Origin of the sequence: Pseudomonas sp. B22(2017) (assembly GCF_002113105.1) — a bacterium.
Lineage (GTDB): Bacteria > Pseudomonadota > Gammaproteobacteria > Pseudomonadales > Pseudomonadaceae > Aquipseudomonas > Aquipseudomonas asiatica.
On sequence record NZ_NEJN01000006.1, the window covers coordinates 32800 to 58173 of the forward strand.

A 25374-nucleotide genomic window follows, 5' to 3' on the forward strand; every position below is an offset into this window, starting at 1 on the left:
GACAAGGAGAGCCAGATGCAGCCTTTCAGCTTTGCCACTACCGGGCAGATCCTCTGCGAAGCAGGCGCGGTGCAGCGCCTTGCCACTCTGTGCCGCGAGCGCGGCGCACGGCGCGTGCTGATCGTCAGTGACCCCGGTATCGCCCGCCTGGGCATGCTCGATGATCTGCTACCGGGATTCACGACGGCCAAGGTCGGCGTGGCGATCTTCAGCGAGGTTACCGCCGACCCCAGCGAAGCTTGTGTACTGGCAGCCACCCAGCGGGCCCGGCATATCGGTGCCGACCTGGTGGTGGGCTTTGGCGGCGGCAGTTCGATGGATGTTGCCAAGCTGGTCGCGCTGCTGGCCCACCGCGACTGCAACCAGCCGCTTGCCGAACTCTATGGCATGGACAAGGCCAAGGGCCGACGCCTGCCGTTGATCCAGGTGCCGACCACGGCCGGCACCGGTTCGGAGGTGACGCCGATCGCCATCGTCACCACCGGCGCCACCAGCAAGATGGGCATCGTATCGCCGCTGCTGCTGCCGGACCTTGCGGTACTCGATGCCGTCTGCACGCTCGGCCTGCCCCCGGCGGTAACCGCCGCGACCGGTATCGATGCCATGGTGCATGCCATCGAAGCCTATACCAGCCGTCTCAAGCGCAACCCGCTGTCGAGCCTGCTGGCGCGCGAGGCGCTGCGGCTGCTGGCGGAAAACCTGGATCAGGCCGTGCACAATGGCGGCAATCTGGATGCGCGTCAGGCCATGCTGCTGGGCGCCTGCCTGGCCGGCCAGGCGTTTGCCAATGCCCCGGTGGCGGCGGTGCACGCGCTGGCTTACCCGTTGGGTGGGCACTTCCACATTCCCCATGGCCTGTCCAATGCATTGGTGTTGCCGCATGTGCTGCGTTTCAACCTGCCCGTGACGGTGACGGACTATGCCCAGCTGGCGGTGCCCCTGTTGGGCGCACGGTTGCAGCCTGGCGACCTGCACCGGCAGGCTGATCAGTTCGTCGAGGAACTGGCCGCGCTGGGCGCCCGCTGCGGTTTGCCTGGGCGGCTGCGTGATGCCGATGTTCCGCGCCATCGCCTGCCGCAACTGGCAGAAGATGCCATGCAACAGCAGCGCCTGCTGGTCAACAACCCGCGTGAAGTCACCCAGGCCGATGCACTGGCCATCTACGAGGCTGCCTACTGATGAGCGTGCATCGGCAACGTGACTACTACCGGCACTACACGCCAATCGCCACCCGCTGGCATGACAATGACGCCTACGGGCACGTGAACAACGTGGTCTATTACGGCTTTTTCGACAGCGCCGTGAACCGCCTGCTGATCGAGCAGGGCGGACTGGATATCCACCATGGCGCGGTGATTGCGCTGGTGGTCAGTTCGGCCTGCGACTACCAGTCGCCTGTAGCGTTTCCGCAGGGCATCGAGGTGGGCTTGGCGGTAAGCCGGCTGGGCAACACCTCGGTGCAGTACCAGTTGGCCGTATTCATCCAAGGCCAATCCCTGGCTTGCGCCACCGGACGCTTCGTCCATGTATTCGTCGACCGGCAGGGCCGACGCCCGGTCCCGGTGCCTGCCCGCTTGCGGCAGGTGTTGAGCGAACTGCAGCCTTTACTCCCCGAGGAATTTCGACCATGAAAGACGCCGTGATCGTAGCCACTGCCCGCACACCCATCGGCAAAGCCATGCGTGGCGCCTTCAACGACCTGAAAACCCCCAGCATGACTGCCGTCGCCATTCGGGCAGCCGTCGAGCGGGCTGGTATCGAGCCGGCGCAGGTGGAGGATCTGGTGCTGGGTACCGCCATGCAGAGTGGTACCGCCGCGATCAACCCTGGCCGACTGTCGGCGCTGGCTGCCGGCTTGCCGCAATCGGTCAGCGGGCAGACCCTCGACCGCCAGTGTGCGTCGGGCCTGATGGCCATCGCTACAGCGGCCAAGCAGATCATTGTCGATGGTATGCAGGTGACCATCGGCGCCGGCCAGGAGCAGATCAGCCTGGTCCAGCAGGTGCACAACCAGCTGGCCAGCGAGGCCTATGACCCTGCCGTGCTGCGAATGAGCGAACACGCCTACATGCCGATGCTGCAAACCGCCGAGTTTGTCGCCCGCCGCTATGGCATCAGCCGGGAAGCGCAGGACGCCTACGCCTTGCAGTCGCAGCAACGCACTGCAGCGGCGCAGGCGGCGGGGTTGTTTGCCGATGAAATCGTGCCCGTCTCGGCACGCAGGAAGGTTGTCGACAAGCTGTCCGGTGCGGTGAGCCATGAGGAAGTCTGCCTCAGCCAGGACGAAGGAAACCGGCCGGCGACCACCCTGGCAGACCTGCAAGGGCTGAAGCCAGTTGTCGAAGGCGGCTGCGTGACGGCCGGCAATGCCAGCCAGCTGTCTGATGGCGCCAGTGCCTGCGTGCTGATGGAAGGCGCACTGGCCGCAAGGTCGGGCAAGGCGCCGCTGGGGCTGTATCGTGGTATCGCCGTGGCCGGACTGGCTCCTGAGGAAATGGGTATCGGCCCGGTGCTGGCGGTGCCCAGGTTGCTGCACCAGCACGGCCTGAACGTGGACGACATCGGTCTGTGGGAGCTGAACGAAGCGTTCGCCTGCCAGGTACTGTACTGTGCCCAGCGTTTGCAGATAGACCCTGCGAAGCTGAACGTCAATGGCGGTGCCATTGCCATCGGCCACCCCTACGGCATGAGCGGTGCACGGATGGTCGGGCATGCGCTTCTGGAGGGCAGGCGGCGCGGGGTGAAGTACGTGGTGGTGACCATGTGTGTTGGCGGCGGGATGGGCGCGGCAGGGCTGTTCGAAGTGCTGTAGGGCATCCGTCAGGCCAGCCCCGGCGTCTGCGGCTGGCCGCGGGGTGGCCTGCAAGTCAGAACGGCGGCTCGTTCGGGGGCTGCAGCCTGAGTCAGTCAAGGCGCGCCGAACAGCATCGTCCAGTACACGCCGTTATCGCTACGCGAGTTTTCGGCAAAGGCCGCACCCACCTGGGTAAACATCGGGTTCATCAGGTTCGCGCAATGCCCGGGGCTGGCCAGCCAGCCTGCCATCGCCTTGCTCGGTGACCCTTGGCCTGCGGCAATGTTCTCGCCGATCTGCCGCCCACGGTAGCCGGCATCCCATGCCCGATCCGCGGGCAGATCACCGTCGAGGTCACGGTGCGCGAAGAAATTATCGTTGGCCATCGCCCGGCTGTGTCGCTGCGCCGCCGTTCCCAGGGCGGTGTTCCAGGCTAGCGGGCGTGCAGCGGCAAAGCGCTTGCGACCACACAGGCGTGGTTTCGCCCGTGCAGCGTTCACCTGTGCCAGCAACGCTTTGCTTGCCGATCGCCCATCGCTAAGCTGGGCATCGAGCAGGGGCCGAGCCAGCAGCACCCGCCACTCGTTGCGTGAGCGACTGACGCCGATATCGGCATATTGGCTATCGAGCAGGGCCGTGCAGTAGTCGCTGCGCAGCATGTCGAAGGCCTCCTCGGCATCTTGTGCGCCGACCAGACGGATGGCCCGCACCTTCACCGCCTGATACCCCGCAGCCTTCAATCCTTCCCGCAATGCCCCGCCGTAGCCGACCGGCAACGCCAGTTTCGGCTTCAGCACCAGCGGCGTCGAGCCCCGGATAATGCGCCGCTCGCAGCGTTGTGGCTGGGTGCGATAGTCGTTGATGGCTGCGACCAGTTGCCTTTCCCCGCTGGCATGGGCGGGGTTGGCGAACAGGTGGAAAAAAGGAATGAGGCAGAGCGAGACAAAGGGGGAGCGACGGACTGCGTGGCGCATGGGGTGAATGGCTCTGGTGAATGGCGGCGGCAAGGCCGAATTTAGGGCTCGGCTAAGACTGTGCGCCTCAATCCAGGTTCACTGGTGGCGGGTACAAATTTGTAGCTGGAGCTTCGGTACTCAAACGAAGGCAATCCAGGCCAGGGTTTCATGCATCCCCGATCAAGCCGGTAACCCCGCCAACCTCAACCCTTCGGCAAATCGGGCCAGATCCTCATCGCGGTAAATCGGCAGCCACTGGCGCAAGGTCGACACCCTTAACCCTGGGTCTTGTGCCCGCAAGCGCTCCATCGCCCGGTGCGCGCTGTCCATCCGCCCACTCAGTGCATGGCTGGCCGCTAGCAGGGCCACCGCTGCCAGCAGGCTGGGCAGATTCCCCAGCGACTTTTCCGCCCACTCCACAGCCTCATCCAGCCGCCCGGCAAAGAAATGCGCCAACGCCATGCCCACCTGCATGCGAAACATCTCCGGGTCCAGTGGGCTCAGCCGTGTGGCGTGCTTGAGATTGTCGATGGCGGTCTGTGTCTCGCCGCGTAACGCCCTGAGTATCCCGCCCAGGTACCAGGCCGGCGCCAGGTTGGAGTTGAGCAGGCGTGCCCGGTCAAGCAGCGCTATCGCGCCGTCCAGGTCACCCGTCAGATGCCCCAGGGCATGGCCGCCGCGGGTCAACGCCACGGCATCGTCACGCCCCAGTTCCACTGCCAGGCGCGCAAGCCGGGCACCTTCGGTGATTTCCTGGGCGCGATCATCCATCCAGCCATTGAGCTTGCGCCAGAAGTAGCACCACGCCGCCATGCCATAGGCCGAAGCGAACTCAGGGTCCAGTTCGATGGCTTGGTAGTACAGCGGTAGAGCCTGGGCGATGGCGTCGCGGGTACCGTTATGCAGCTTGGCCGTGCCGCGCAGGTAGTAATCGTAGGCGCACAGGTTGCCGGTGGGCTTGCGCTTGGCCCGTTCGATCTCCGCCCGTTCCAGCTGCGGGGCGATGGCGCCCACCACGCTTTCGGTCACCTGGTCCTGCAACTCGAACAGGTCGTCTAGCCGCCCCTCGAAACGCTCGGCCCACAGATGCTCGCCGCTGGTGGCGTCGATCAGCTGGCCGGTGATGCGTAGCCGCTTGCCAGCCTTGCGCACGCTGCCTTCGAGCACATAGCGCACGCCCAGTGCCTGGCCAACCTGCTGCACATCGATGCGCTGGCCTTTGAAGGTGAAGCTCGAGTTGCGGGCGATGACGAACAGCCAGCGAATGCGGGACAGGGCGGCGATGATGTCCTCGACCATCCCGTCGGCGAAATAGTCCTGTTCAGGGTCACCACTGAGGTTCTGGAAGGGCAGCACGGTGATCGACGGTTTATCGGGCAGGGCGGGCCCACAGGCGACGGGAACAGGTTCGGATGGGGCCTGTGCCGCGCTGCTGGAAGGCTCGCGGACCAGGCCGACGAAGCGGTAGCCCTTGCGCGCGATCGTGCGTACCAGGCGCTGCTCTTCACCGGAATCGCCGATGGCTTTGCGCACGGCATTGATATGGCTGGTGATGGTCGATTCCGAGACGATCTTGCCGTTCCACACGCGCGCCAACAACTCGTCACGCCCCAGCACCTGGTCGCGGTGACTGACCAGTTGCAAGAGCAGGTCGAACACCTGCGGGCCGATGGCCACGGCCTTCCCGCACAGGGTCAGCTCCCTGCGCTGTTCGTCGAGCACATAGTCGTCAAACTCGAATGGCACGTGACATCCCCTCGCACGCCCTAGGCTTCGTGTCCGAGGCGACTGTTCAGTGGTATGGGCCGATGATACGGCAGCGCAAAGCTGGCTGCACATGCCAGGGCGTGGATTGAACAGTTTGGACGGAAATTCAAGCAAGCCTGGAGGCAAATCCAGCCGGTGCGCAAGGACTCTGCACAGGGCGGCGGCGCATGCTTGAACCACCACGACGGCAATGGTTGCAGTCGTGAACGTGGAGACAGCCCCAATGAAAATCGTGGTGATCGGAGGCACTGGCCTCATTGGTTCGAAGCTTGTCGATGGCCTGCGCGAGCGCGGCCACGATGCCGTTGCGGCAGCGCCGAGCACGGGGGTGAACAGCATCACCCGCGAGGGATTGGCAGAGGCGATGAACGGTGCGGATGTGGTTGTGGATGTGGCGAATGCCCCCTCCTGGGAGGACCAGGCAGTGCTCGATTTCTTCGAGACGTCCACCCGCAACCTGCTGGCAGCCGAGAAAGCTGCAGGGGTCAAGCATCATGTCGCGTTGTCTATCGTGGGCAGCGAGCGATTGCCGGAAAATGGCTACTTCCGGGCCAAGGTCGCCCAGGAGGCGCTGATCAGGCAGTCCGCGCTGCCGTACACCATTCTGCGCGCCACGCAGTTCTTCGAGTTCGTCGAAGGCATTGCCCAGGCAGGGACGGTGGGAGAGGAGATTCGCCTGTCGCCGGCGCTGTTCCAGCCTTTGGCCGCGGATGACGTGGTCGCGGCGCTGATCGATGTGGCGTTGGCGCCACCCGTGCTCGGCACGCTGGAGGTCGCCGGGCCAGAGGCCGCGCCACTGGATGAACTGGTGCGCCGCTTCCTGCGCCTGCGTGGCGATACACGCAAGGTGGTGCCGGATGTGCACGCCCGCTATTTCGGTGCCGAGCTCGATGACAAGTCGCTGACTCCCGGCAGCGGCGCGCGGCTTGGCAAGATCCGCTTCGAAGACTGGCTGGCTCGCCAGTGAGCGATTCAACCCCTATCCCGAACCGAAGGAGCACCACCATGTTCAGCCGCCCCCTCCTGGCCGCCGCGTTCACCGTGCTGGCCATAACCCCGGTAATCGCCGCCGAGCGGCCAGTCAGCAAAGTCACCGTGGTCTTCGACAGACCACTGCCCAACGTGCCAGGCAAAAGCATGCGCGGAGTGATCGTCGACTACGCCCCCGGGGCCGCGTCGCCCGCGCATCGGCATCCGAAATCCGCATTCATCTATGCCACGGTGCTGGAAGGCGAAGTGCGCAGCAGCGTCAATGGCGAGCCAGCCAAGGTCTACAAACCTGGCGAAAACTGGTACGAGGCACCGGGCGCTTTCCATGGCGTCAGTGCCAACGCCAGCGACAGCAAGCCGGCCAAGCTGATGGCCGTGTTCGTGCTCGACAGCAATGAGACGGTACTGGTCACGCCGAGCGAGAAGTAGGCCTTCGGCCCTGTTGGCAGTGCCATGCCACCAGGGCCGAATACAGGACAACGCATCATGAACACACATGAACCTGAGCAGGCCCGCGCGGCGGTGATGCCGCAGCCTGCACGGATGAAGATAGTGGGCGTCGTGCTGTGCGTGGCAGCGATACTGTTGCTGGCTGTGGGCTGGCTGACGTTGCGCTCTGCTGACGCCGCCTTTACCGACAACGCCTATGTGCGTGGAGATGTAACGTCGCTGGCGGCCAAGGTGTCGGGTTACGTGACGGCGGTGGAGGTCGGGGACAATCAGCAGGTCAGAGCCGGTGACGTGTTGTTCCGTATCGATGACCGCGACTACCGTGCGCACCTGGCCCAGGCGCAGGCCAACCTGAAGGCTGCCGAGGCGCGTCTTGGCGATGTCGACGCTCAGACACGCCTGCAGCAGGCGCAGGTCCGCCAGGCCGAGGCGCAGCGCCAGTCGGCCCAGGCCGAGCGGCAGCTGGCCAGCAAAACCCACGAGCGCAGCCGCAAGCTGATTCAGTACAGTGCAATCAGCCAGGCCTTGGTCGATCAGACCGACGCCGCCCGAAGCAGCGCCGAGGCCGCGCTGAAGGCTGCGGCGGCGACACTCGATGCTCAGCGTCAGCGTATCGCCGTGCTGGATGCCCAGCGCGAGGCGGCCGTGGCGGCTATCGCCCAGGCCAGGGCCGCGCGCGACCTGGCGCTGATCGAGCTTGAACATACCGTGGTGCGGGCGCCGGTTGCCGGAGTGATTGGTAATCGCCAGGTACGGGTCGGACGATTCGTTATGCCGGGTGCTGCCTTGCTCGATCTGGTCACGGTCGACGGGGTATGGATCGTGGCCAACTTCAAGGAAACCCAACTGGAGCAAATCCAGCCTGGGCAGCGGGCACGGGTCACCCTGGATGGCTACCCGCAGGACAGCCTCGAAGGCGTGGTAGACAGCTTCGCACCTGGCAGCGGCGCGGCGTTCAGCCTGTTGCCGCCGGACAACGCAACGGGCAATTTCGTGCGTGTGGTGCAGCGGGTGCCGGTGAAGATTCGCCTGGCCCACAACCCGTTGCCCGGGCGCATCGTGCCGGGGCTGTCGGCGCGAGTGCGGATCGAGGTCGGAGGTGGCTCGTGAGCACCCGGAAGGTGGGCGTCAGGTGGCTTAAAGGGTGGCTGCTGGTTGCTGGCATCGTACTGGCTGCGCTCACCGACGCCATCGCCAGCAGCGTGCTGGCGATAGGGCGCAACGACATCATGGGCGATACCCATGCCACGCCGGATGAATTCGCCTGGCTGGACGTTGCTTACACCGCCTGCAAATTGGCAGGGTTCCTGTTCGCGCCCTGGCTGCTGGGCAGGCTGCCACCGCGCGCGGTGATCATCGGAGCGACCCTGGCCATGGGGTTGGCCTGTGTCGGTGCGGCGCAATTGGTGAGCATCGAGCTACTGGTGGCTTTGCGCGCCTGCCAAGGCCTGGCAGGCGGTGTATTGCTGGTGGCGGGGCAGACACTGATCTTTCTTGCCTGCCCGCGGCGGCAGCAGCCGGTCTTGCAAGGCTTGTTCGCCATTGGCGCGGTGGTCGCGCCAGCGGCACTCACGCCGTCGATGCAGGGGTGGTTGATCGATAGCCAGGATTGGACCTGGATATTTCTCAGCGTTGCGCCGCTGACCTTGGCGGCGACCGGCCTGTTGCTGCTGGTCGAGCTGCCTGCCTATGGCCTGCCAGGCCGGCGCCGCTTCGATTGGCCGGGCTGGGTACTGGCGGCCACCGCGTTGCTGTGCCTGACCTACCTCCTGACCCAGGGCAGCCGCTGGGATTGGTTCGAGGCAGCACACATGTGCTGGGCCGGCGTGGTCGGTGGCGCGGCGTTGTTGCTGTTGCTTGGCCAGCAACTGACGGGTAATGGGCAGGGGTTGCTGGACTTCAGTCTGTTCCGGTCGAGTGATTTCACCTTCGCCTTCATTGTCAGCTTCGTTGCTGGCGCGGCATTGTTCGGCAGCGCCTTTGTGATACCGGCTTTTGCCTTGTCCATGCTGGGTTTCACCGCCACCGACGCCGGCCTGTTGCTTCTACCCAGTGGCGTGGTGTTCATCGCCGTGCTGCTGGGGGTGGCGTACCTGATCCAGGTGCGTGGTATCGCGACTTTTGCCACTGTGCCGTTTGGCATCCTGGCAATCATGGCGGCGATGTGGATGCTTTCGGGCTCGACCCGCGAGAGTGGCATGCACGACATGATGGCCGCGGTCATGCTGCGCGGTGCCGGGCTGGGGTTGCTGTTTCTGTCGCTGACTCTGATTGCCTTTGGCAGGCTGGGCCGGCACAGCCTGGCCAGTGGTATCGGCCTTTTCAATACCGGGCGGCAGGTGGGTGGGCTTTTGGGGGTGGCAGGGTTGCAGACGCTGCTCGACCAGCATGGCGTGCTCAATGCCCAGGCGCTTGGTGCGCATGTGAGCACAGGCGCGACGGCGGTAAATGAACGGCTTGATTCGGTGACGTCGATGTTGCGGCTTGAGGGTTTTGACCCGCCGGCTGCTGGACGAGTGGCCATGAGCCTGATGTCGCAGGCAGTGACGGGGCAAGGGGCGGTGATCGCCTTCGACACGGCGTTCATCGCTGTGGCGTTGCTGTTTGCCGTGGCAGCGCCGCTGCTAGTGTGCATCAAAATGCTGTTGGCGCGCATGGCCGGGAAACAGGACGCCGGGCAATCTCATGAAGGTGAATTGCCGGTTTCACATCGTTAGCTTTCGCTGTAAAACGGCGCTGTGCCTAATTTGAATGCAGCAGCAAGGTAAACCGCAATGACACAAGCTACCGATCAGGCTTTTTATGACCGCGCGGATGCGCATATCGAACTGGCGAACCAGCAGATCGAGAAAATCGAAGACCTGGGCAAGGTCAGCGCCTCACTGACCTTCGGCGCCTCGCGCTTCAATGCCTGGATGAGCGCCCGCAGTTTCAAGACCAGTGCGGAACTGGCTGCCGCGCGGGAGGAGCTGTTGAAGTATTTCTGCGAGCAGTACCGGATGATGCTCGAGGACAACCTGGACGAGCACATCGAGCATTTCGACCGGTATGTGCTGGGCAAAGGCGACTGAGCCATGGGAATAGATGGCTCATCGATTTAGCGGGTAATTGTAGGAGCAGCCTTGTGCTGCGAAGAGGCCAGTAATGACAATGCGTATCTGTTGCCTGTACCGGCCTCTTCGCAGCACAAGGCTGCTCCTACAAAGTGGAGTGCATGCCTTATCGGGCCTTCTTCTCCAGAATCCGCGGCCCGGTACCTTCCTTGCCCAGCACATCCTCGGGGTTGCGCAGTGGGCAATCTTCCAGCGACAGGCAGCCGCAACCAATGCAGTTGTCCAGGCTGTCGCGCAACGCTTCCAGAGTACGAATGCGGGCGTTCAGGTCTTCGCGCCAGGCGGTCGACATCTCGCCCCATTGCGCTGCCGTGAGCTTACTGTTGGGCGCATAGCGGCTGAAGGCCTGCTTGATCTCGTCAAGCGGAATACCCGTGCGCTGCGCCACCTTGATGATGGCCAGCGTGCGCAGCACCAGTGAAGGATAGCGGCGCTGGTTACCCGCCGTACGGACGCTGGCGATCAGCCCCTTGGTCTCGTAGAAGTGCAGCGCAGAAACCGCCACGCCGCTGCGTTTGGCCACTTCCCCTACCGTTAGCATCCGTGTGTTGTCCACTGCCATGCCTGTTGACCTCAAGTTAACTCGAGCTCTTATAGTCCTGCCCGATCTTCCCCGCAACCGCTTTCCCTGATGATCGGAGCACTGCATGAACAAAAGGACGTTACTGGCCTGGGCTGGCGCTGTTGCAGGTGTGCTGGCCGCTGCCTATGCATTGGTCGGCAGTGGCTCGGCGCCGCCGGCTGCGGCGGCATGGCCAGCGACCAAGGTGGCCCTGGCCACGGCCGAGCAAGTGCAGCTGGCACGGCAGAACTTTGCCTCGGGGGAGCTGGAGGCGGTCAACCAGGTACAGGTGGCGGCCGAGACGGCGGGGCGCATCACCCGCATCGCCTTCGAGTCGGGGCAATGGGTGAGTGCAGGGCAATTGCTGGTACAGCTCAACGATGCCCCGGAGCAGGCCCAGCGCGTGCAGTTGCGCGCCAGGCTGCGCAATGCCGAAGTGGTGCTGCAGCGCAGCCGCAAGCTGCGCGCGGTGAACGCCGTGTCACAGGAGCTGCTCGACAATGCGGCCACCGCCGTGGACGTGGCAAGCGGTGAGCTGCAGCATGTCGAGGCGCTGATCGCGCAGAAGGCGATACGCGCGCCGTTTGCCGGCAAGCTCGGCATTCGCCGGGTGCATCAGGGCCAGTACCTGAGCGCCGGTGAGACCATCGCCAGCCTGGCCGACATCAGCCAGCTGTACGTCAATTTTTCCCTGGGCGAACAAGCCGCCCCCGAAGTGCACGTGGGGCAACTGCTGGCGCTGACGGTGGATGCGGTGCGCGGGCAGGACTTCCAGGCCCGGGTGGTCGCGGTGGACCCGGTGGTGAGCAAGGCGCGCCTGGTGCAGGTGCAGGCGGCCTTGCCGAACCCGGGCGGGCAGTTGCAGCCGGGTATGTACGCCGGCGTGCGCCTGGATGCCGCGCAGCCGTCAAGCGTGCTGGCCGTGCCGGAAACCGCGATCACCTACACCGCCTACGGGCAGACGGTGTTCGTCGCTACCCGGGACCCTGAACAGGGCACCCGGGTCAGCCGGGTGCGGGTGACTACCGGTGAGCGCTGGCAGGGGCGGGTGGAGATCACCTCAGGCCTGGCACCCGGTGACCAGGTGGTGGTTTCCGGCCAGTTGAAACTGAGCGACGGCATGCCGGTCGAGCCAGTGGCTCAGGACAGCCTGCAGGCCAGCCAGGGAGGGCGGCAATCGTGAAGTTCACCGACCTCTTTGTCCGCCGCCCGGTGCTGGCGCTGGTGGTCAGCAGCCTGATCATCCTGTTGGGGCTGTTTGCCATGGGCAAGCTGCCGATCCGCCAGTACCCGCTGCTGGAAACTTCCACCATCACCATCAGCACCGAGTACCCGGGCGCCTCTGCCGAGCTGATGCAAGGCTTCGTGACCCAGCCGATCACCCAGGCGGTGTCGTCGGTCGAAGGCATCGACTACCTGTCCTCGTCGTCGCAGCAGGGGCGCAGCCTGATCACCTTGCGCATGGTGCTCAACCGCGATTCGACCCAGGCGCTTGCCGAGACCATGGCCAAGGTCAACCAGGTGCGCTATCGCCTGCCGGAAAAGGCCTACGACCCGGTGGTGGAGCTCTCGGCAGGTGACTCCACGGCGGTGGCCTACGTGGGCTTTGCCAGCGAAACCTTGTCGATACCCGAACTGAGCGATTACCTGTCGCGGGTGGTGGAACCGCAGTTCTCCGGCATCGACGGTGTGGCCAAGGTGCAGTCGTTCGGCGGGCAGCGCCTGGCCATGCGCCTTTGGCTGGACAGCGAACAGATGGCCGGGCGCGGGGTGACGGCTGCCGACGTGGCACAGGCGGTGCGTGCCAACAACTACCAGGCGACGCCGGGGCAGGTGCGTGGGCAGTACGTGCTGGCCGATATCCAGGTGGACACCGACCTGACCCGGGTCGAGGACTTCCGCGAGCTGATCATCCGCAACGATGGCACCGACCTGGTGCGCCTGCGCGATGTCGGCACCGTCGAGCTGAGCGCGGCGGCCACCCAGACCAGCGCCACCATGGACGGCAAGCCCGCCGTGCACCTGGGGCTGTTCCCCACCCCGACCGGCAACCCGCTGGTGATCGTCGAGGGTATTCGCCAGCTGCTGCCGCAGATCCGCCAGACCCTGCCACCCGGGGTGGAGGTGGCGCTGGCCTACGAAACCGCACGCTTCATCGACGCCTCGATCGACGAGGTGCTGCGCACGCTGGTGGAGGCCATGGTGATCGTGGTGCTGGTCATCTGGCTGTGCCTGGGTTCGCTGCGCAGCGTGGTGATCGCGGTGGTGGCCATCCCGCTGTCGATGCTCGGTGCGGCGGGCCTGATGCTGCTGTTCGGCTTCAGCCTGAACCTGCTGACCTTGCTGGCGATGGTGCTGGCCATCGGCCTGGTGGTGGACGATGCCATCGTGGTGGTGGAGAACGTGCACCGTCATATCGAAGAGGGCAAGTCGCCGATTGCCGCGGCGCTGGCCGGGGCGCGGGAAATCGCCGGGCCGGTGATCGCCATGACCCTGACCCTGGCCGCCGTATACGCGCCGATCGGCTTGATGGGCGGGCTGACCGGCACGCTGTTCCGTGAGTTTGCCCTGACCCTGGCGGGGGCGGTGATCGTGTCCGGCATCGTCGCGCTCACCCTGTCGCCGGTGATGAGTTCGCTGTTGTTGCAACCCGGCAAGCAGCATGGCGCCATGGCCAACATGGCCGACCGCCTGTTCGGCATGCTGACCGGGGCCTATGGGCGAGTACTCGCCTACACCCTGTCGCATCGCTGGATCAGTGGTGGTGTGGCGCTTCTGGTGTGCCTGAGCCTGCCTTGGCTGTACCTGCTGCCGCAGCGCGAACTGGCCCCGCCCGAGGACCAGGCGGCGGTGCTGACGGCCATCAAGTCCCCGCAGCATGCCAGCCTGGATTATGTGGAGCGCTTTGCCCTGAAGCTGGACCAGGTGATGAAGTCCCTCGCCGAAACCACCGACACCTGGATCATCAACGGCACCGACGGCCCGGCCGCCAGTTTCGGCGGCATCAACCTCAGTGGCTGGCAGGCCCGAGAGCGTTCCGCCGCGCAGGTGCAGGCGCAGTTGCAGCAGGCCGTGGCGGACATCGAGGGCAGCAGCATCTTCGCCTTCCAGGTGGCCTCGCTGCCGGGTTCCAGCGGTGGCTTGCCGGTGCAGATGGTGTTGCGCAGCGCACAGGACTACCCCGAGCTGTACCAGACCATGGAAATGATCAAGCAGCGCGCCCGCGACAGCGGCCTGTTCAGCGTGGTGGACAGCGACCTCGACTACAACAACCCGGTGGTCAAGGTGCGCATCGACCGCGCCAAGGCGGCCAGCCTGGGCATCAGCATGCAGGCCATCGGCGAGTCGCTGGGTGTGCTGGTGGGTGAACAGTACCTCAACCGCTTCGCCCTGTTCGGGCGCTCCTACGACGTGATCCCGCAAAGCATCCAGGACCAGCGCCTGACGCCGGCAGCGCTGAACCGCCAGTACGTGCGCGCCGAAAACGGCACCCTGGTGCCGCTGGCCACGGTGGTGCACCTGGACATCGAAGTGGCGCCCAACCGCTTGCTGCAGTTCGACCAGCAGAACGCCAGTACCCTGCAGGCGATCCCGGCGCCCGGTGTGTCGATGGGTAATGCCGTGGCATTTCTCGAACAGCTTGCCGCCGAACTGCCACCTGGCTTCAGCCATGACTGGCAATCGGAGTCGCGCCAGTACGTGCAGGAGGGCTTTGCCCTGATGTGGGCGTTTCTCGCCGCCCTGGTGGTGATCTACCTGGTGCTGGCCGCGCAGTACGAAAGCCTGGTGGACCCGCTGATCATCCTGGTGACCGTGCCGCTGTCGATCTGCGGTGCGCTGCTGCCGCTGGCGCTGGGCTGGGCCACGCTGAACATCTACACGCAGATCGGCCTGGTGACCCTGATCGGCCTGATCAGCAAGCACGGCATCCTGATGGTGGAGTTCGCCAACGAGATCCAGGTGCGTGACAACCTCGACCGTGCCGCCGCCATCGTCCGCGCCGCGCAGATACGCCTGCGGCCGGTGCTGATGACCACGGCGGCGATGACCTTCGGCGTGCTGCCGCTGCTGTTCGCCAGCGGCGCCGGGGCCAACAGCCGCTTTGGCCTGGGGGTAGTGATCGTGTGCGGGATGCTGGTGGGGACCTTGTTTACCCTGTTTGTGCTGCCGACGATCTATGCCTTGCTGGCGCGAGACCATCGGGTGACCACGGTGCGGGGGCAGCAGTTGGTGGAGGCTGAGCGGGTGCTGGACATGTGAGGTAAACCTGGTCACTGCTTACAGGGATCGCGCAAGTTTTGGGATATCGAGCATGGCGCTGGTTTGATCAGCCAGGCGACCGGTCGCGGCGCATCTGGCTAACCAGGGTAAAGCGGTCATCCGGGTGCACCGTCTCGGACACCGCCATCAGGTCGCCGTTTTCCTCGCGGTAATGGCGAATGATCTTCAGCCCCGGCGAGCCTGCCTCGGCCTTCAGCACCCGGGCCATTTCCGCGCTCAGCAACACTGCCCGCACCTGCTGGTCGACCACCGCGATCGCCCGGCCATAGTGCTGCTCGATCAGCCCCGCAATCAGTTGGTCGGGGTGCTCGCGGGCCAACTCGATGACCTCGGCATGGTCGCGCTGCGCGTACACATCGGTCCAGCACAGCGGCGCCGCGTTGTGCACGCGGTCGACACGGATGCTCGACACGCAGAAGTAGTGCTCGCCCGGTACCAACCCCAGCCGCGCCGCCTCGCTCAGGTCGGCGACGAAGTGGCGCACGTCCTGGATTTCCCGTTGCTGCGTTTCCGCCAGGTGCGCCAGGTCCGCCACGCTGGCCAGTGACTGCGAGTAGCCACCGCGAGGGCTGCTGGCCTCCACCCGGGTGCCTACGCGTTTGCGCCGCGATACCAGCCCTTGGTTGAGCAACTGGTTGATCGCCGCGCGCACCGTGTGTCGGCTCACGTCGTACAGGTCGCACAGCTCGAACTCGGTCGGCAGCAGGCTGCCCACCGGGTAGCGGCCGCTGGCGATGCCTTCCATCAAGTCCTTGGCCACGGTGCTATAGCGCGTCGGGTTCATACCTTTGGTCTGTCTCGCGAATTTGTAACAGCGGCGGGGCGCAATGCGGCCCCGGAAATCAAGCCTGTGCGGGCAGGCTCATATGCAGCAAGGGGAACGGCCGGCCTTCGCCATCCAGCGGTGAACGGCCGGTCTGGATGAAACCATAGTGCCGGTAGAACCCCACCGCCTGCGGGTTCTGCTCGTTGACATCGACGCTCATCACGCTGTGCTTCTGGCGGCCGAAGTCCAGCAGCGCGCGGCCTACACCCTGGCCATGGTGCTCGGGGGCGACGAAAAGCATTTCCACGTGGTTGCCATTGAAACCGATGAAGCCCAGCGGGCGGTCTTCGGTGTCAACCGCGACCCAGAGCTCGACGGCCTGGAAGTAGACGTCGCGCAATTGCGGCAGCAGTGCGTCGATGTCGGACGCTTGCAGAAAGTGGTGCGTGGCGCGCACGGCGCGCAGCCAGATATCGAGCAGTTGCGGGTGGTCTGCAGCGATACTTTGGCGAATGATCATGGAGTCATGCCTGGGCGGTGTATGGCCGGGGAGGCCGGGAGGAAGAAAAAGGGTACCCGGATTGTGTGGGGCGGGGCAATGGACGGTGGGGCAGGGCATCAGCTGATGTGTTGCCCGGGCCGGCCCTTTCGCGGGTAAAGCCGCTCCCACAGGGTACGCGTACCGCTTGCGTATTCAGTTCTCTACGCGGCAGCGCAGCCCAACGCGCTGGGCAATCTTCCTGAAAAACGGTATCTAGATGCCCGCCTCCAGGCCCAGCAAGTCCTGCACCGTCTGCCTGCGGCGAATCATCCGTAGCGCTCCATCCTCGATCAGGAACTCCGGCAGCAACGGCCGGCTGTTGTAGTTCGATGACATCGACGCGCCATAGGCCCCGGCGTCGTGGATCACCAGCAGGTCACCCACCTGCGCCTGGGGCAGGTCGTGCGGGGTCAGTTCCTGGTCATCCTGGGTGAACACATCACCCGACTCGCACAGCGGCCCGGCCACCACGGTCGGCTGCCGTGGGCGGTCCACCGGTTGGCCGTTGGCGTCGAGCAGGGTCATGCGGTGGTAGGCCCCGTACATCGCTGGGCGCATCAGGTCGTTGAAACCGGCGTCGATCATGACGAAAGTGTTGCGGCCCACCTGCTTCACGGCGCGTACCTCGGCCACCAGGTAGCCCGATTCCGCCACCAGGAAGCGCCCTGGCTCGATCTCCATGCGCACGGGGTGGCCCAGCATCGCTTCGATTTCCTTGCGGGCCACGGCCCAGGTCCGGGCGTAGCGTTGCAGGTCGACCGGCTTGTCGCTGCTGCGGTACGGGGTGGAAAGGCCGCCGCCAATGGAGAACGCCTCGATGTCCACGCCCAGGCGGCCGATCAGCTCGATCATCGAGCGGGCCACTTGCTCCAGGTGCTGGTAATCCACCCCCGAGCCGATGTGCATGTGCACCCCTACCAGGTGCAGGCCATGGGTTTTCACGCAGGCCAGCGCTTCGCCCAGCTCTTCGTGCCAGATGCCGTGCTTGCTGTTTTCGCCGCCGGTGTTGGTCTTGCGGCTGTGGCCATGGCCGAAGCCGGGGTTGATGCGGATCCACACGCGGTGGCCGGCCGAGCGTTCACCCAGTTGGCGCAGCATGTCGATGGAACCGGCGTTGACTTCGATCTTCGAGGCCACCACCCGCTCCAGGGTCGGCCGGTCCAGTGCGTCGCAGGTCAGCACCACGCCGGCAGGGTCGCCATCCACGCTGGCGCCCGCGGCAAAAGCCCGCTCCATTTCGCCCAGCGACACTGCGTCCAGCACCAGGCCGTGGGCGCGCATCAGGCGCAGCACATGCAGGTTGGGGTTGGCCTTCTGGGCGAAGCGCACGGTGTCGAACACCTTCAGCTGTTCGACACGCTCGGCGATGGTGCCGGCGTCGTAGGCCCACAGCGGCGAGCCGTGCTGGCGGACAGCCTCGGCCAGAAGAGTGAAGGGTGCAGTCATGGTGGCGCTACTCATATAAGGAAGGTCATGAGGATGAGCCAAAGCAGGAATTCAGAAAAATAGCTATTTTTCTGTCAGCCATTCATATCTGATATGACCATTACCGACTTGCCAGGTGTTGCCCGTGAAACTGTCCGTCCGCCATATCGAAGTGTTCCGCGCCATCATGGCCGCTGGCAGCGTTACCGGTGCGGCGCGCCTGCTGTTCACCTCGCAGCCCACCGTCAGCCGCGAACTGGCGCGGCTGGAGCAGGTAACCGGGTTGAACCTGTTCGAGCGCGAAGGTGGCCGCCTGGTGGCGACGGCCCAGGCGCTGCTGTTGATCGAGGAGGTTGAGCGGGCCTACGTAGGGCTGGAGCGCATCGACCGCTTTGCCCAGGCCATCCGCAATTTCGAGCAGGGCCGGCTGGCCATTACTTGCCTGCCGCTGTTTTCCCAGACCTTGCTGCCCAAGGCTTGCCAGCGCTTTCACCAGCAGCACCGGGGCGTGAGCGTGAGTATCCTGGCGCAGGAGTCGCCGTTGCTGGAGGAGTCACTGGTTGCCCAGCAGCATGACCTGGGCCTGACCGAGGTAGAACAGATACCGCGTGGCGCCTACGGCGAACTGCTGTTCAGCGCCAACATGGTGTGCGTGCTGCCCGACGGCCACCCGTTGCAGGCCAGGGCCGAGCTGGAGCTGAGCGATTTCCATGAGGTCGATTTCATCAACCTGGCCAGCCTGGACACCTACCGGCAGCGCCTGGACCAGCACTTTCGCGCGGCAGGGGTGAACCGCCGCACGGTCATCGAGACCACCAGTGCTGCCTCGGTGTGCGCCATGGTGAGGCAAGGCCTGGGGGTGGCGATCATCAACCCGCTGAGCGGCCTGGAGGCGGCGCAGGGCGGGTTGCCAATTCGGCGGTTGCGGGTCTCGGTGCCGTACCAGGTGATGCTGATCAGGCCGGACCACCGACCGGCGTCGGCGGCGGTGGAGCCGTTTTGCCAGGCGTTGCGGCAACAGGCCCAAGAGATGCAGGCGGCACTGGCCTGACCCAATTCCCCATTTCGGGCCTTGCGCAGACTCCTGTAGGAGCAGCCTTGTGCTGCGAAGAGGTCAGTGCAGGATTTCAAGAAATTGGCTGACTGCACTGGCCTCTTCGCAGCACAAGGCTGCTCCTACAGATCCTGCGCAGCGCTTCGATGAACCATGTCAGAGCTCGCAGACGAAGGTGCCGGTCCCGGCCAGGATGTTCTCCAGGGTTTCCTTCACTTCATCCATGTCACTCAACTCGCTGGTCAGGTTGATCTCCAGCACCTCATCCCCCTCCAGCGCATCCCGGTCGCCGGCCGCCACTTCGATCAGCAGGCGCTTGGCGCTCAGGGTCACTTTCAGGCCATCCAGCGTCGACGGCTCGTCATCCAGGGTCAGGTCGACGGTGTCTTCGTCCGGGTAGCGGGTCAGCAGGAACATCTGACCCTTGTCGCTGTGGCAGCACAGGGTCGCCATGTTGTCTTCCTCGTCATCGCAAGGGGTGGCGAACAGCAGGGCAGTATTGATTTGCATGGACAAGGCTCGGATCAAAGGAAACGGAAGGGAATTCTGACAGTCTTGCCGACAGGCATAAACGTAAAGTTACCGCCCCTTGACCGAAATTGTCGCAGCGCTGCAAGCCTTGATGACCGATCAGTCGTTAAGCTTCGGCGAGCCCTGGGCGTGCCTGCGCACGTTCAACGCCTGGTTTTACCGTCCGCCTTGCCACGGGTTGGCTATCGTTGATCCGTACACGGCGCACGCAGCGACGCTTCAATTATTACAAAGCCCAAGCGGAGTACCACAGATGGCGTTCTTCACCGCAGCCAGCAAAGCCGACTTCCAGCATCAACTGCAAGCGGCCCTGGCGCAGCACATCAGCGAACAGTCCCTGCCACAAGTCGCGCTGTTCGCCGAGCAGTTCTTCGGCATCATCTCTCTGGACGAACTCACCCAACGCAGGCTTTCCGACCTGGCCGGCTGCACCCTGTCAGCCTGGCGCATCATCGAGCGTTTCGACCCCGAATACCCGCAAGTACGGGTGTACAACCCCGATTACGAGCGTAATGGCTGGCAATCGACCCACAGCGTGGTCGAAGTGCTGCACCACGACCTGCCGTTCCTGGTCGACTCGGTACGCACCGAGCTCAACCGCCGCGGCTACAGCATCCACACCCTGCAGACCACCGTGCTCAGCGTGCGCCGCGGCGCCAAGGGCGAGCTGCTTGAACTGCTGCCCAAGGGCACCCAGGGCGAGGACGTACGCCATGAGTCGCTGATGTACATGGAGATCGACCGTTGCGCCAACGCCGCCGAGCTGACGGTACTGGCCCGCGAGATCGAGCAGGTGCTGGCCGAGGTGCGGGTGGTGGTGGCCGACTTCGAACCGATGAAGGCCAAGCTGCGTGAAGTGGTTGCGGAGGTGGAGCAGACCGCCTTTGGCCCGGCGCAGAACGAAAAGGGCGAGGTCAAGGCTTTCCTCGAGTGGCTGCTGGACAACCACTTCACCTTCCTGGGCTATGAAGAATTCACCGTCAAGGGCGACGCCGATGGCGGCCAGATGGTCTACGACGAGCAGTCGTTCCTCGGCCTGCCGCGTCGCCTGCGCGTGGGCCTGACGAGCGACGAGCTGCGCATCGAAGACTACGCCGTGGCCTACCTCAACGAACCGCTGCTGCTGTCGTTCGCCAAGGCCGCGCTGCCAAGCCGCGTACACCGCCCGGCCTACCCGGACTACGTGTCGATCCGCCAGCTGGACGCCGATGGCAAGGTGATCAAGGAACACCGCTTCATGGGCCTGTACACCTCGTCGGTGTACGGCGAAAGCGTGCATGCCATCCCTTATATCCGGCAGAAGGTCACCGAAGTCGAGCGCCGCTCGGGCTTCGATCCCAAGGCCCACCTGGGCAAGGAACTGGCCCAGGTACTGGAAGTACTGCCGCGCGACGACCTGTTCCAGACCCCGGTCGACGAGCTGTTCAGCACCGTCATGTCGATCGTGCAGATCCAGGAACGCAACAAGATCCGCGTGTTCCTGCGCAAGGACCCATACGGCCGCTTCTGCTACTGCCTGGCCTATGTACCGCGGGAAATCTACTCCACTGAAGTGCGGCAGAAGATCCAGCAGGTGCTGATGGAGCGCCTGAAGGCCAGCGACTGCGAGTTCTGGACCTTCTTCTCCGAATCGGTGCTGGCACGTGTTCAGCTGATTCTGCGGGTAGACCCGAAAAACCGCATCGACATCGACCCCCAGCAGCTGGAACGCGAAGTGATCCAGGCCTGTCGTTCGTGGCATGACGACTACTCGGCGCTGGTGATCGAGAACTTCGGCGAAGCGCAGGGCACCAACATCCTCGCCGACTTCCCCAAAGGTTTCCCGGCCGGCTACCGCGAGCGCTTCGCCGCGCACTCGGCAGTGGTCGACCTGCAGCACGTGCTGAACCTGTCGGAAAGCAAGCCGCTGGCGATGAGCTTCTACCAGCCGTTGACCCAGGTCGGCGAACGCACCCTGCACTGCAAGCTGTACCACGCCGACACGCCGCTGGCGCTGTCCGACGTGCTGCCGATCCTGGAGAACCTTGGCCTGCGCGTACTCGGCGAGTTCCCGTACCGCCTGCGCCATGCCAGTGGCCGCGGCTACTGGATCCACGACTTCGCCTTCACCTACAGCGAAGGCCTGAGCCTGGACATCCAGCAGCTCAACGACACCCTGCAGGATGCCTTCATCCACATCGTCCGCGGCGATGCCGAGAACGACGCCTTCAACCGCCTGGTGCTGACCGCCGGCCTGCCATGGCGCGACGTGGCGCTGCTGCGCGCCTACGCCCGTTACCTGAAGCAGATTCGCCTGGGCTTCGACCTGGGCTACATCGCCAGTACCCTGAACAACCACACCGACATCGCCCGCGAGCTGACCCGGTTGTTCAAGACCCGCTTCTACCTGGCGCGCAAGCTCACCCAGGAAGACCTGGATGACAAGCAACTGCGCCTGGAGCAAGCCATCCTGACCGCGCTGGACGACGTGCAGGTGCTCAACGAAGACCGCATCCTGCGTCGCTACCTGGACCTGATCAAGGCCACCCTGCGCACCAACTTCTACCAGCCGGACGCCAACGGCCACAACAAGTCGTACTTCAGCTTCAAGTTCAACCCCAAGCTGATCCCCGAACTGCCTAAACCAGTGCCCAAGTTCGAGATCTTCGTCTACTCGCCACGGGTCGAAGGCGTGCACCTGCGCTTTGGCAACGTCGCCCGCGGCGGCCTGCGCTGGTCCGACCGCGAGGAAGACTTCCGCACAGAAGTGCTGGGCCTGGTGAAAGCCCAGCAGGTGAAGAACTCGGTGATCGTGCCGGTCGGCGCCAAGGGCGGCTTCCTGCCGCGCCGCCTGCCGCTGGGCGGCAGCCGTGACGAGATCGCCGCCGAAGGCGTGGCGTGCTACCGCATCTTCATTTCCGGCCTGCTCGACATCACCGACAACCTGAAGGACGGTGGCGTGGTGCCGCCGGCCAACGTGGTACGCCATGACGATGACGACCCGTACCTGGTGGTGGCGGCCGACAAGGGCACCGCGACCTTCTCGGACATCGCCAACGGCATCGCCATCGACTACGGCTTCTGGCTGGGCGACGCCTTCGCCTCGGGCGGCTCGGCCGGTTACGACCACAAGAAGATGGGCATTACCGCGCGCGGCGCCTGGGTGGGCGTGCAGCGCCACTTCCGCGAGCGCGGCATCAATGTGCAGGAAGACCCGATCACCGTCATTGGCGTCGGCGACATGGCCGGCGACGTGTTCGGCAACGGCCTGCTGATGTCCGACAAGCTGCAATTGGTGGCGGCGTTCAACCACCTGCACATCTTCATCGACCCGAACCCGGAGCCTGCGTCCAGCTTTGCCGAGCGCAAGCGCCTGTTCGACCTGCCGCGCTCGGCCTGGAGCGACTACGACACCAGCATCATGTCCGAAGGCGGCGGGATCTTCCCGCGCAGTGCCAAGAGCATCGCCATCAGCCCGCAGATGAAAGAGCGCTTCGCCATCGAAGCCGATCGCCTGACCCCGACCGAGCTGCTCAATGCGCTGCTCAAGGCACCGGTAGACCTGCTGTGGAACGGCGGCATCGGTACCTACGTCAAGGCCAGCACCGAGAGCCACGCCGACGTCGGCGACAAGGCCAACGACGCGCTGCGGGTCAATGGCAACGAGCTGCGCTGCAAGGTGGTGGGCGAGGGCGGCAACCTGGGCATGACCCAGCTTGGCCGGGTCGAGTTCGGCCTGCATGGCGGCGCCACCAACACCGACTTCATCGACAACGCCGGCGGCGTGGACTGCTCCGACCACGAGGTCAACATCAAGATCCTGCTCAACGAAGTGGTGCAGGGTGGCGACATGACCGAGAAGCAGCGCAACCAGCTGCTGGGCAGCATGACCGACGAAGTGGCCGGGCTGGTGCTGGGCAACAACTACAAGCAGACCCAGGCGCTGTCGCTGGCGGCCCGCCGCGCCCGCGAGCGGATTGCCGAGTACAAGCGTCTGATGGCCGACCTGGAAGCCCGTGGCAAGCTGGACCGTGCCATCGAGTTCCTGCCGTCCGAAGAGCAGTTGGCCGAGCGCCTGGCCGCCGGCCAGGGCCTGACCCGCGCCGAGCTGTCGGTGTTGATCTCGTACAGCAAGATCGACCTCAAGGAACAGCTGCTCAAGTCGCTGGTGCCGGACGATGACTACCTGACCCGCGACATGGAAACCGCTTTCCCGCCGTCGCTGGTCAGCAAATTCGCCGAGTCCATGCGCCGCCACCGCCTGAAGCGCGAAATCGTCAGCACCCAGATCGCCAACGACCTGGTCAACAACATGGGCATCACTTTCGTCCAGCGCCTGAAGGAGTCGACCGGCATGAGCCCGGCCAACGTGGCCGGGGCCTACGTGATCGTGCGCGACATCTTCCACCTGCCGCACTGGTTCCGTCAGATCGAGGCTCTGGACTACCAGGTGCCGGCGGAAATCCAGCTGACCCTGATGGACGAGCTGATGCGCCTGGGCCGTCGTGCCACCCGCTGGTTCCTGCGCAGCCGCCGCAACGAGCAGGACGCCGGGCGCGACACCGCGCACTTCGGGCCGAAGATCGCGCAACTGGGGCTCAAGCTCGACGAGTTGCTCGAAGGCCCGACCCGCGAGCGCTGGATGGTGCGCTACCAAGGCTTCGTCGAGGCTGGTGTGCCGGAGTTGCTGGCGCGCATGGTGGCTGGTACTACCCACCTGTACACCCTGTTGCCGATCATCGAGGCTTCGGACGTTACCGGCCATGACCCGGCGCAGGTGGCCAAGGCGTTCTTCGCCGTGGGCAGCGCACTGGACCTGACCTGGTACCTGCAGGAAATCAGCAACCTGCCGGTGGAGAACAACTGGCAGGCGCTGGCCCGCGAGGCGTTCCGCGACGACATCGACCTGCAGCAGCGGGCGATCACCATCTCGGTACTGCAGATGGCCGATGCACCGGAAGACATGGACGCCCGCGTGGCGCTGTGGGCCGAGCAGCACCGGGTGATGGTGGAGCGCTGGCGCGCCATGCTGGATGACCTGCGCAATGCAACGGGTACCGATTATGCGATGTACGCGGTGGCCAACCGCGAGCTGGTCGACCTGGCCATGAGCGGGCAGGCGGCGGTGGTGCCGTCCTGAGCCATGAGCTGAAATGAAAAGCCCCGGCAGTGATGCCGGGGCTTTTTTGTATTCCTGTGTTGGCCCCTTCGCGGGCATGCCCGCTCCCACAGGTCCCCACCGACCTTTAGTCTTGTGTGATACCTGTGGGAGCGGGCGCGCCCGCGAAGAGGCCGGTACCGGCTTACTTGAACCTGCGCTCCACCCCTTTCTCCACCAGGATCTTCGCCGAAATCTCTTCCACCGAAAAATGCGTGGAATTGATGTTGGGAATGTTCTCCCGGCGGAACAGGTTTTCCACCTCGCGCACTTCGAACTCGCACTGGGCAAAGCTGGAATAGCGGCTGTTGGGTTTGCGCTCGTGGCGGATGGCGGTGAGGCGGTCGGGATCGATGGTCAGGCCGAACAGCTTGTTATGGTGCTTTTTCAGCACCGCCGGCAGCTGCAGGCGCTCCATGTCGTCCTCGGTCAGCGGGTAGTTGGCGGCGCGGATGCCGAACTGCATGGCCATGTACAGGCAGGTGGGGGTCTTGCCGCAGCGCGATACACCTACCAGGATCAGGTCGGCCTTGTCGTAGTAGTGGGTGCGTGCGCCATCGTCATTGTCCAGGGCGAAATTCACCGCCTCGATGCGCTCCATGTAGTTGGAATTGCCGCCAATGGAGTGCGACTTGCCGACTGAATACGACGAATGGGCAGTCAATTCTTGTTCAAGCGGGGACAAAAACGAAGAAAAGATGTCGATCATGAAGCCATTCGAGGTAGCCAGGATCTCACGGATGTCCTGATTGACGATGGTATCGAAGATGATCGGGCGTACACCATCGCGCTCGGCCGCAGCGTTGATTTGCTGGACCATGGTCCGCGCCTTTTCCGGCGAATCGATGTAGGGACGGGTGAATTTATTGAACGGAATGCTCTCGAATTGAGCGAGCAAACTCTGGCCCAGGGTTTCGGCGGTGATGCCGGTGCCGTCGGAGATGAAGAACGCGGTTCGTTTCATTTGCGATCTGGGCCTTAAGCTGATGACGTTTCTTGGATATGAT

General features: G+C 64.5%; 20 protein-coding genes. 12 read left to right on the forward strand and 8 right to left on the reverse strand.

The genetic code is table 11. From position 1 onward, the window contains the following. Positions 1–15: 15 nt before the first annotated feature. Genes CAG18_RS14725 through CAG18_RS14735 form a run of 3 tightly spaced genes read left to right on the forward strand, consistent with a single transcriptional unit; the run spans position 16 to position 2812 of the window. Positions 16–1179: an iron-containing alcohol dehydrogenase gene (locus CAG18_RS14725; protein WP_054573337.1), complete on the forward strand. Its 1164-nt coding sequence runs from the start codon at positions 16–18 to the stop codon at positions 1177–1179. After that, positions 1179–1631, forward strand: coding sequence for a thioesterase family protein (locus CAG18_RS14730; RefSeq protein WP_003260181.1), 453 nt, complete (start codon positions 1179–1181; stop codon positions 1629–1631). The genes CAG18_RS14725 and CAG18_RS14730 overlap by 1 nt, the downstream gene beginning before the upstream one ends. Continuing rightward, positions 1628–2812, forward strand: a complete 1185-nt coding sequence (locus tag CAG18_RS14735; protein ID WP_023663031.1) for an acetyl-CoA C-acyltransferase — start codon at positions 1628–1630, stop codon at positions 2810–2812. The genes CAG18_RS14730 and CAG18_RS14735 overlap by 4 nt, the downstream gene beginning before the upstream one ends. 95 nt (positions 2813–2907) lie before the next feature. Here CAG18_RS14735 and CAG18_RS14740 read toward each other — a convergent pair whose 3' ends face one another. Beyond that, positions 2908–3768 carry a CAP domain-containing protein gene (locus CAG18_RS14740; protein ID WP_085721104.1) on the reverse strand — a complete coding sequence of 287 codons (861 nt, stop codon included), beginning with the start codon at positions 3766–3768 and terminating at the stop codon, positions 2908–2910. Between the two features lie 162 nt (positions 3769–3930). After that, positions 3931–5496: a winged helix-turn-helix domain-containing tetratricopeptide repeat protein gene (locus CAG18_RS14745; RefSeq protein WP_085721105.1), complete on the reverse strand. Its 1566-nt coding sequence runs from the start codon at positions 5494–5496 to the stop codon at positions 3931–3933. Positions 5497–5740: 244 nt separating this feature from the next. Here CAG18_RS14745 and CAG18_RS14750 point away from each other — a divergent pair, with 244 nt between their 5' ends. Genes CAG18_RS14750 through CAG18_RS14770 form a run of 5 tightly spaced genes read left to right on the forward strand, consistent with a single transcriptional unit; the run spans position 5741 to position 10028 of the window. Beyond that, complete coding sequence (locus tag CAG18_RS14750; protein ID WP_085721106.1) at positions 5741–6484, forward strand: SDR family oxidoreductase; 744 nt, start codon at positions 5741–5743, stop codon at positions 6482–6484. A gap of 38 nt (positions 6485–6522) precedes the next feature. After that, entirely contained in the window at positions 6523–6936 is a 414-nt protein-coding gene (locus tag CAG18_RS14755) for a cupin domain-containing protein (RefSeq protein ID WP_003260184.1), read from the forward strand. Between the two features lie 57 nt (positions 6937–6993). Continuing rightward, positions 6994–8067: an HlyD family secretion protein gene (locus CAG18_RS14760; RefSeq protein ID WP_039614514.1), complete on the forward strand. Its 1074-nt coding sequence runs from the start codon at positions 6994–6996 to the stop codon at positions 8065–8067. Beyond that, complete coding sequence (locus CAG18_RS14765; protein WP_256573359.1) at positions 8064–9674, forward strand: MFS transporter; 1611 nt, start codon at positions 8064–8066, stop codon at positions 9672–9674. Before CAG18_RS14760 ends, CAG18_RS14765 begins: the two co-directional genes overlap by 4 nt. A gap of 57 nt (positions 9675–9731) precedes the next feature. Continuing rightward, positions 9732–10028, forward strand: a complete 297-nt coding sequence (locus tag CAG18_RS14770) for a DUF3144 domain-containing protein (protein WP_015269483.1) — start codon at positions 9732–9734, stop codon at positions 10026–10028. 148 nt (positions 10029–10176) lie between these two features. Here CAG18_RS14770 and soxR read toward each other — a convergent pair whose 3' ends face one another. Then, positions 10177–10632, reverse strand: a complete 456-nt coding sequence (gene soxR, locus CAG18_RS14775) for a redox-sensitive transcriptional activator SoxR (protein WP_085721107.1) — start codon at positions 10630–10632, stop codon at positions 10177–10179. 85 nt (positions 10633–10717) lie between these two features. Here soxR and CAG18_RS14780 point away from each other — a divergent pair, with 85 nt between their 5' ends. Both CAG18_RS14780 and CAG18_RS14785 read left to right on the forward strand, forming a co-directional pair. Beyond that, a complete protein-coding gene (locus CAG18_RS14780) occupies positions 10718–11815 on the forward strand; it encodes an efflux RND transporter periplasmic adaptor subunit (protein WP_085721108.1) in 1098 nt (365 codons plus the stop codon). After that, positions 11812–14892: a MexW/MexI family multidrug efflux RND transporter permease subunit gene (locus tag CAG18_RS14785; protein WP_085721109.1), complete on the forward strand. Its 3081-nt coding sequence runs from the start codon at positions 11812–11814 to the stop codon at positions 14890–14892. Before CAG18_RS14780 ends, CAG18_RS14785 begins: the two co-directional genes overlap by 4 nt. A gap of 67 nt (positions 14893–14959) precedes the next feature. On the opposite strand, the gene CAG18_RS14790 is transcribed toward CAG18_RS14785, so the two are convergent. The 3 genes from CAG18_RS14790 to lysA form a co-directional block, all read right to left on the reverse strand. Further along, complete coding sequence (locus CAG18_RS14790) at positions 14960–15697, reverse strand: GntR family transcriptional regulator (RefSeq protein WP_085721110.1); 738 nt, start codon at positions 15695–15697, stop codon at positions 14960–14962. A 58-nt stretch (positions 15698–15755) separates the two neighbouring features. Next, positions 15756–16199: an acetyltransferase gene (locus CAG18_RS14795; RefSeq protein WP_085721111.1), complete on the reverse strand. Its 444-nt coding sequence runs from the start codon at positions 16197–16199 to the stop codon at positions 15756–15758. A 234-nt stretch (positions 16200–16433) separates the two neighbouring features. Next, positions 16434–17666 carry a diaminopimelate decarboxylase gene (lysA, locus tag CAG18_RS14800; protein ID WP_085721162.1) on the reverse strand — a complete coding sequence of 411 codons (1233 nt, stop codon included), beginning with the start codon at positions 17664–17666 and terminating at the stop codon, positions 16434–16436. A gap of 124 nt (positions 17667–17790) precedes the next feature. Between lysA and CAG18_RS14805 the strand changes: the two genes are divergently transcribed. Next, the gene (locus CAG18_RS14805) at positions 17791–18696 is read left to right on the forward strand and encodes a LysR family transcriptional regulator (protein ID WP_061552298.1); all 906 of its coding nucleotides are present in this window, start codon (positions 17791–17793) and stop codon (positions 18694–18696) included. A gap of 159 nt (positions 18697–18855) precedes the next feature. On the opposite strand, the gene CAG18_RS14810 is transcribed toward CAG18_RS14805, so the two are convergent. Continuing rightward, on the reverse strand, positions 18856–19209 hold the full coding sequence (locus CAG18_RS14810) for a hypothetical protein (RefSeq protein ID WP_085721112.1): 354 nt from the start codon (positions 19207–19209) through the stop codon (positions 18856–18858). Positions 19210–19483: 274 nt separating this feature from the next. Here CAG18_RS14810 and CAG18_RS14815 point away from each other — a divergent pair, with 274 nt between their 5' ends. Further along, on the forward strand, positions 19484–24349 hold the full coding sequence (locus tag CAG18_RS14815; RefSeq protein ID WP_015269491.1) for an NAD-glutamate dehydrogenase: 4866 nt from the start codon (positions 19484–19486) through the stop codon (positions 24347–24349). A 163-nt stretch (positions 24350–24512) separates the two neighbouring features. Here the strand turns inward: CAG18_RS14815 and CAG18_RS14820 are convergent, their stop codons facing one another. Further along, entirely contained in the window at positions 24513–25331 is an 819-nt protein-coding gene (locus tag CAG18_RS14820; RefSeq protein WP_024086557.1) for a pyruvate, water dikinase regulatory protein, read from the reverse strand. Between the last annotated feature and the right edge of the window lie 43 nt (positions 25332–25374).

Coding starts and splice junctions, on each gene's coding strand:
- CAG18_RS14725 (WP_054573337.1), top strand. CDS start 16: ATGCAGCCTTTCAGCTTTGCCACTACCGGGCAGATCCTCTGCGAAGCA.
- CAG18_RS14730 (WP_003260181.1), top strand. CDS start 1,179: ATGAGCGTGCATCGGCAACGTGACTACTACCGGCACTACACGCCAATC.
- CAG18_RS14735 (WP_023663031.1), top strand. CDS start 1,628: ATGAAAGACGCCGTGATCGTAGCCACTGCCCGCACACCCATCGGCAAA.
- CAG18_RS14740 (WP_085721104.1), bottom strand. CDS start 3,768: ATGCGCCACGCAGTCCGTCGCTCCCCCTTTGTCTCGCTCTGCCTCATT.
- CAG18_RS14750 (WP_085721106.1), top strand. CDS start 5,741: ATGAAAATCGTGGTGATCGGAGGCACTGGCCTCATTGGTTCGAAGCTT.
- CAG18_RS14755 (WP_003260184.1), top strand. CDS start 6,523: ATGTTCAGCCGCCCCCTCCTGGCCGCCGCGTTCACCGTGCTGGCCATA.
- CAG18_RS14760 (WP_039614514.1), top strand. CDS start 6,994: ATGAACACACATGAACCTGAGCAGGCCCGCGCGGCGGTGATGCCGCAG.
- CAG18_RS14770 (WP_015269483.1), top strand. CDS start 9,732: ATGACACAAGCTACCGATCAGGCTTTTTATGACCGCGCGGATGCGCAT.
- soxR (WP_085721107.1), bottom strand. CDS start 10,632: ATGGCAGTGGACAACACACGGATGCTAACGGTAGGGGAAGTGGCCAAA.
- CAG18_RS14780 (WP_085721108.1), top strand. CDS start 10,718: ATGAACAAAAGGACGTTACTGGCCTGGGCTGGCGCTGTTGCAGGTGTG.
- CAG18_RS14790 (WP_085721110.1), bottom strand. CDS start 15,697: ATGAACCCGACGCGCTATAGCACCGTGGCCAAGGACTTGATGGAAGGC.
- CAG18_RS14795 (WP_085721111.1), bottom strand. CDS start 16,199: ATGATCATTCGCCAAAGTATCGCTGCAGACCACCCGCAACTGCTCGAT.
- lysA (WP_085721162.1), bottom strand. CDS start 17,666: ATGACTGCACCCTTCACTCTTCTGGCCGAGGCTGTCCGCCAGCACGGC.
- CAG18_RS14810 (WP_085721112.1), bottom strand. CDS start 19,209: ATGCAAATCAATACTGCCCTGCTGTTCGCCACCCCTTGCGATGACGAG.
- CAG18_RS14815 (WP_015269491.1), top strand. CDS start 19,484: ATGGCGTTCTTCACCGCAGCCAGCAAAGCCGACTTCCAGCATCAACTG.
- CAG18_RS14820 (WP_024086557.1), bottom strand. CDS start 25,331: ATGAAACGAACCGCGTTCTTCATCTCCGACGGCACCGGCATCACCGCC.